This is a genomic window from Streptomyces sp. NPDC089915 (genome assembly GCF_040684675.1).
In the GTDB taxonomy this organism is placed as follows: Bacteria; Actinomycetota; Actinomycetes; order Streptomycetales; family Streptomycetaceae; genus Streptomyces.
In genome coordinates, this window is record NZ_JBFBGN010000089.1 from 24,343 (window position 1) to 30,342 (window position 6,000).

At 76.4% G+C, this 6,000-nt stretch carries 6 protein-coding genes; all 6 read left to right on the top strand.

The window, feature by feature from the left end; all coding sequences use genetic code 11:
• Positions 1-20: 20 nt before the first annotated feature.
• Positions 21-143 carry a hypothetical protein gene (locus AB0O29_RS24145; protein WP_358957216.1) on the top strand — a complete coding sequence of 41 codons (123 nt, stop codon included), beginning with the start codon at positions 21-23 and terminating at the stop codon, positions 141-143.
• An 80-nt stretch (positions 144-223) separates the two neighbouring features.
• Positions 224-2,506, top strand: coding sequence for a peptidase domain-containing ABC transporter (locus AB0O29_RS24150; protein ID WP_365154607.1), 2,283 nt, complete (start codon positions 224-226; stop codon positions 2,504-2,506).
• The gene (locus AB0O29_RS24155; protein ID WP_365154610.1) at positions 2,494-3,822 is read left to right on the top strand and encodes a condensation domain-containing protein; all 1,329 of its coding nucleotides are present in this window, start codon (positions 2,494-2,496) and stop codon (positions 3,820-3,822) included. Before AB0O29_RS24150 ends, AB0O29_RS24155 begins: the two co-directional genes overlap by 13 nt.
• Positions 3,823-3,859: 37 nt before the next feature.
• Positions 3,860-4,120: an acyl carrier protein gene (locus AB0O29_RS24160; protein ID WP_365154613.1), complete on the top strand. Its 261-nt coding sequence runs from the start codon at positions 3,860-3,862 to the stop codon at positions 4,118-4,120.
• A gap of 6 nt (positions 4,121-4,126) precedes the next feature.
• Positions 4,127-5,539 (top strand): AMP-binding protein, encoded by a 1,413-nt coding sequence (locus AB0O29_RS24165; RefSeq protein ID WP_365154616.1) that lies wholly within the window; start codon positions 4,127-4,129, stop codon positions 5,537-5,539.
• Positions 5,536-6,000, top strand: a 465-nt coding sequence (locus AB0O29_RS24170) for an AMP-binding protein (RefSeq protein WP_365154619.1), incomplete at its 3' end; no start/stop codon positions are given. The genes AB0O29_RS24165 and AB0O29_RS24170, both read left to right, overlap by 4 nt.

Genomic DNA, 6,000 nt, shown 5'->3' on the forward strand with positions numbered 1-6,000 from the left:
GGACCACGAGGGAGCCACTTATGGAAGGAATCGACATGAACAACATCGACAACGTCGAGATCGACATCACCGAGCTGTCCGACGAGGAGCTGGACGACATCGTCGGCGGCCAGTTCTCGCTCCAGCGCGGCTGCGTCATCTAACGAAGCCGGGTACCGGCGTGTGCCGGGAATTTCTTCTCGGCACACGCCGGTGACGTGCACAGGAAAGGGGACCGGGATCCATGGCCGGTGAATCGCGCTTCCGGAGCGAGGCGCTCGAACACCACCGCAGGCGCGACGGTCTCGGGCCGGTCCTCGGCCACACCCCCGCGCCGGCCCGCCCCCGGGGGCTCGCCGAACGGGCGGCGGCCCTCCGCGAACGGCTCCCCGGCCGCGCCTCCGCCGGCCGGCTGCCCGTCTGCTTCCAGACCCAGGTCAGCGACTGCGGCCCCGCCGCGCTGGTGACCGTCCTGCGCCACCACGGCGTCGACGTCTCCCTCGACGCCGTCCGCGCCCGCGCCGACTCCGGCCGCAACGGCGCCTCGGCCCGCGTCCTGCTGGAGATCGCCCGCGAGTACGGGATCAAGGGCCGCGGCGTGCGCGCCGACCTGGACGCCCTCGCGCGGCTGCGGCCCGGCGCCATCCTGTTCTGGAACTTCAACCACTTCGTCGTCCTGGAGGGCGCCGGCAAGGAGTACGTGGACGTCGTCGACCCCGCGTACGGCCGCCGCCGCCTCAGCAGGGCCTCCGTCGCCGAGTCCTTCACCGGCGTGGCCCTGGAGTTCGACCCGCCGCTGGCCGGCTCGGCCGCCCCCGCCCGTGACGGCGGGACGGGCGGACCGTGGCACAGACTGCGGCAGTTCCTGCCCGGCCGCAGGGAGCTGGGGCTCCTGCTCGCCGTGTCGGCCGGGCTGATGGCCTTCGAGCTCGCGCTGCCGCTCACCGCCGGGTTCCTCGTCGAGCGCGTGGTGCCCGACGGCTCCACCGCCACGCTGTGGGGGGCCGCCGGACTGCTCGCCGGGCTCGGCGTGCTCTTCTTCCTGCTCCAGCTGGCCCGCTCGTACCTGGTCGCCCGGCGGCAGGCCGTGATCGAGAAGCGGCTCACCCTGGGGATCGTCGGCCACATGGCCGACCTGCCCTACGACTTCTTCACCGTCCGCAACCCCGGCGACCTCGCCATGCGGGCCCGCGCCAGCAACGTCCTGGTGCAGGTACTGAGCCTGACCGCGGTCTCGGCCGGGCTGGACAGCGTGCTGATCGTCGCCTACCTGGTCGCGATGTTCCTGACCAACCCCCTGCTGGCGGCGCTGGTCGCCGCCCTGGTCGCCGTACAGGCCGGGATCCTCGCCCTCACCTGGCGCCGCCAGACCGAGCTGAGCCAGGAGGTCCTCGAACGCCAGACCAAGGCGCAGGAGGAGCTCGTCGAGATGCTGGAGAGCATCTCCTCCCTGAAGTCCAGCGGGCTGGAGGGCCGGGCCGCCGAACGCTGGTCCCACACCCTGGTCCACGAGGTCAACAAGCGCCTGGGCGCCCGCCGCAGCCTCGGCCTCTTCGCCTCCCTCAGCCGCACCGTCCGCTTCGCCGCCCCGCTGAGCGTCCTGCTCGCGGGGATCTGGCTGGTGCTGAGCGGGCGCAACTCGCTGGGCGAGGCCATGGGCTTCATGACCCTGACGATCGCCCTGTTCGTCCCGCTGGAGGGCGTGTTCGACGCCGGCTCCCAGCTGGCCGCCGTCCGGCCCACCCTCGCCCGGCTCGACGACGTGCTGCGCGCCGCGCCCGAGCCGCGCGGCGCGCTCGCCGGGACGGGCGTCGCCGAACCGGGCCGGCTCTCGGTGCGCGAGGTCTCCTTCCGCTACCCGGGCGCCCCCCGGCCCACCCTCACCGACGTCTCCCTGGACGTCCGGCCGGGGCAGTTCGTGGCCGTCGTCGGCCGGTCGGGCTCCGGCAAGTCCACCCTCGGCATGCTGCTCGCCGGGCTGTACTCCCCCACCGGCGGCGCGATCACGGTCGACGGGCACTCCCTGGAGGAGCTCGACCGGCCGACCTACCGGCGGCGCATCGGCTACGTCAACCAGAACGCGCACCTGTTCGGCGGCTCCATCCGCGACAACATCCTCCTCGGCACCGAGGACATCGGCGACGCCGACCTGATCAAGGCCGTGCAACTCGCCTGCGTCCACAGCGAGATCGAGGCCATGCCCATGGGCTACAACACCCTGGTCGCCCCCGGCGGCCACGGCATGTCGGGCGGCCAGCGGCAGCGGATCGTGCTCGCCCGGGCGCTGGCCAAGCAGCCGAAGCTGGTCATCCTCGACGAGGCGACCAGCGCCCTGGACCCGGCGCTGGAGGAGTCCGTCATGCGGGGCCTGCTGGCCGCCGGGATCACCGTCGTCGTCATCGCCCACCGGCTGACCGTCCTGGACGAGGCCGACCAGGTCATCGTCATGCGCGACGGCCGGATCGTCGAGGCGGGCGCGCCCGCCGCCCTCAAGGAGACCGGCGAGGAGTACCTGTGCCTGAGCTGACCGCCGCCCCGGCGCCCGGCGCCCCCGTACCGCTCACCTACGAGCAGGACTGGTTCCTCGCCAAGACCCGTACCGGCGGATGGGCCCACAAGAACGTCCGGCTCGGCTTCGAGATCCTCGGCGAACTCGACGCCGACGCCCTGCTGGAGGCCGTCCGCGCCTTCGTCACCCGGCACGACGCCCTGCACCTGCGACTGCGCCCCGACCCCGGCCCCCGGCCCCGGCAGTGGACCCGGCCCATCGGCGCGGGCGAGCAGGTCGTCGAGTACCGCAAGGTCGGCGCCGCCTCGCCCGAGCAGTTCTCCCGCTACGCGGCGGCCCTGCTCTCCCGGGACACCGTCACCCCCTGGGCGTACGGGGAGCAACGGCCGTTCGCCATCCGGCTGCTGCGCGGCGACGCGGGCCGCCACGCGCTGCTCGCCACCTTCCAGAACCTGGTCTTCGACGGCCGGGCCCACCACCTGTTCGGCCACGAGGTGTGGCGCGACTACGAGGCCCTGCGGCGCGGCGGCGCCGTGGCGGACACCGCACCGTCGTTCGCGGAGGCCGCCGCCCGCCAGCGCTCGGGCACCGGCCCGGAGCGGCGCGAGCGGGCCCTGGCGAGCTGGCGCGAACGCCTCGGCTTCCTGGCCCGCACCCCGTGGGTCCGCCCGGACGGGGCGACCGCCACCGAGGACGGCACCCTGCGGGCCGAACTCGGCGCGGACGCCACCGCCGCACTGCGGCGCACCTGCGAGGAGCGGCGCTCCACCCTGCTCCAGTGGACGGTCGGCACCTTCGTCCACGCGCTCGCCACCCGCACCGGCCGGACGGAGGTCGGGCTGTGGACCTCCATGGACTCCCGCCCCTCCCGGGACCGGGACGTGGTCGGCATGTTCGCCGGCTCCTGCCCGCTGGCCGTCACCGACGCCGCCGGCGAGGTCGGCGCGGTCCGCGACCGGGTCCGCGCCGGGCTCCTGGACGCGCTCAGGCACCAGCGGCTGACCGCCGCGGAGACGGCGGAGCTGACCCGGCGGGCCGAGGCGGAGCACGGCGCGCCGGTCCCCCGGGACCTGTACGTGAACCTCCGCCGCTTCGAGGGCGCGCACACCGGGGCCAGAGAGACGGGCCCGCTGCGGATCACCGCCGACGCCTACCCGCTGCGCCGGATCACCTTCGCGGACGGCCACGCGCTGCACCTGCGGTGCTCCGAGTACCGCGACCGGCTCCTCATCGGCCTGGTCTACGACGGCCGCCGGGTGGGCCGGCCGCTGGCCAGGGCCCTCCTCGACGACGTCCTCGCCGCGGCCGACGCCGACGCCCGCCCGGCCCGCTGAGCGGCTCCGACCCGTACCACCCACCACAGGAGGCACCGTGCCCCCCGCACCGATCGACGCCGTACTGACCGCCGCGGCCGAGGTGTTCGGCCGGCCGGCCGGACCGGCCGACGACTTCTTCTCCCTCGGCGGGGACTCCGTCGCCGCCGTCGAACTCGCCGTCCGCCTGGAGGAGCTGCTGGGCGTGGAGGTCGACACCGAACTGGTCGTCGGACTGCCCGACCTCGCGGCCCTGGCCGCCGCGCTCCCCGCGCCGGCCGCACCCGCCGCGCCCGCCCCGTCGACGCCCGGACACTGAGGAACCATGCGCCCCCACCTCTGGGACCCGTGGGCCACCGCGCGGACGGCCCCCGGCCGCACGGCCGTCGTCGCCGACGACGAGACCTGCTCCTTCGCCGAACTGACCGCCCGCGCCGACGCCCTGGCCGGCGCCCTGCGCGCCCGGGGCCTGACCGACGGCGCGGTGCTGTCCACCGACATCCCCACCGGACCCCGCTTCTTCGCGCTGGTCCTGGCCGCACTGCGGCACGGCTACGGCCTCTTCCCCGTCGCCCCCGAACTGCTGGCCCTCCCCGTGGGCGCGTCCCTGCTGACGGACGCGGGCGCCGCCCTCCACGTCACCGCCGGGCCCCCCGCGGCGGACGGGCCGGCGCTGCCCTGCCCGGCCGTCGGCGACGAGGAGCTGCTGTCCGCCCCCGGCGCCCCCGCCCCGGCCGTGCCCCCGGCGGCCGGGCACCTCGTCTTCGCCACCTCGGGCACCACGGGCCTCCCGCAGGCCGTCGTACGGACCCGCCCCGCCCGGCCCTACAAGGGCGTGGCCGTCATCGAGCGGTACGCCGCCGGCCCGGACCGGGGTCCGCACCTGATGGCCAACCCCACCTACCACCTGGGCACCCTGGGGCCCGCCCTGTACGCACTCCAGGCGGGCAGCGCGGTCGTCGTCCAGCGCGACTGGTCCCCGGCCGGCTTCGCCGGACTGGCCGACCGGTACGCGGCCGACAGCGCCATGCTCAGCCCGGACCGGCTGACCTCCCTGGTCGGGGCGGGCCGGGCGCCGGAGCGGCGGCTGCGGGCGGTCTTCCACGGCGGGGCCGCCTGCCCGCCCGGGGTGAAGCGCGCGGCGATCGAGCTGTTCGGGCCGGTCCTGCACGAGTACTACGGCACGTCCAGGAGCGTCCTGACGGAGATCACCACCCCCGAGTGGCTGGAGCGGCCGGGCTCGGTCGGCCGCCCGCTGCCCGGGATCCTGGTCGAGGTCACCCGCGAGGGCCGGGCCCTGCCCCCGGGCGAGGCCGGGGAGATCGGGATCCGGCTGCGCGCCGCCGACCGGGGTGCGGCCGAGGCTCCCGTGCACGCCACGGGCGACGTCGGCTTCCTCGACGCCGACGGGTACCTGTTCGTCATCGGCCGGGCCGGGACCCCGCAGGAGCTGTCCGCCGCCCGGCTCGAGCACGCGGTCCGGCTGCTGCCCGGCGTCACCGACGCGGTCGTCCTCCCGGGCGCCGGCGCCCCCGTCTGCTTCGTCGAGCACGGCCCCGCCCTCCCCGACCCGGCCGCCGCCGTGGAGGCGTCGGCGCGCCGGCTCGGCCTGCCCGCGCCCCGGGTGGTCCCGGCCGCCTCCGGCGCCCTGCCCCGTACCCCCAGCGGCAAGATCCGGCGCGCCGGGCTGTCCGTCCTCGCCGGGGTCCCGGCGGCCGCGGGCGAGGGCCGGGGATGACCGAGGAGCCGTGGACCCCGACCGTCCCGGGCCGGCTCGTGCGCCACGCCCGGCGCCGGCCGGACGCGCCCGCGCTGGTCTGCCTCGACGGGGACGAGGTCCGGCGGCTGGACTACGGGCGGCTGGCCGCCCTCGTCGAGGCCGTCGGCTCGGGGCTGGGCGCCCTCGGGGCCCGGCCGGGCGACCGGCTGGTCATGGTGCTGCCGAACGACGAGTCCTTCGTCGCCGTCCTGCTGGCGGCCATGGGACGGGGGATCCTGCCGGTCCCGGCGGCCACCCCGGCGACCACGCGGCCCGAGGCCTTCGGCCGGCGGCTGCGCGGCATCGTCGCCGACTGCCGGCCCGCCCTGGTCGTCACCACCGCGCCCTGGCAGGCGGCCGTGCTCACCGCCCTGGGGGACCTCGACGTCCCCGGCGGGGTGCACGCCTGGCCCGCCCCGGCGGCGGCGGCCGGCGTCGAC

What these genes read in the sequence shown, in the direction of transcription:
- AB0O29_RS24150 (WP_365154607.1), top strand. Translation starts at nt 224, where the DNA reads ATGGCCGGTGAATCGCGCTTCCGGAGCGAGGCGCTCGAACACCACCGC.
- AB0O29_RS24165 (WP_365154616.1), top strand. Translation starts at nt 4,127, where the DNA reads ATGCGCCCCCACCTCTGGGACCCGTGGGCCACCGCGCGGACGGCCCCC.
- AB0O29_RS24145 (WP_358957216.1), top strand. Translation starts at nt 21, where the DNA reads ATGGAAGGAATCGACATGAACAACATCGACAACGTCGAGATCGACATC.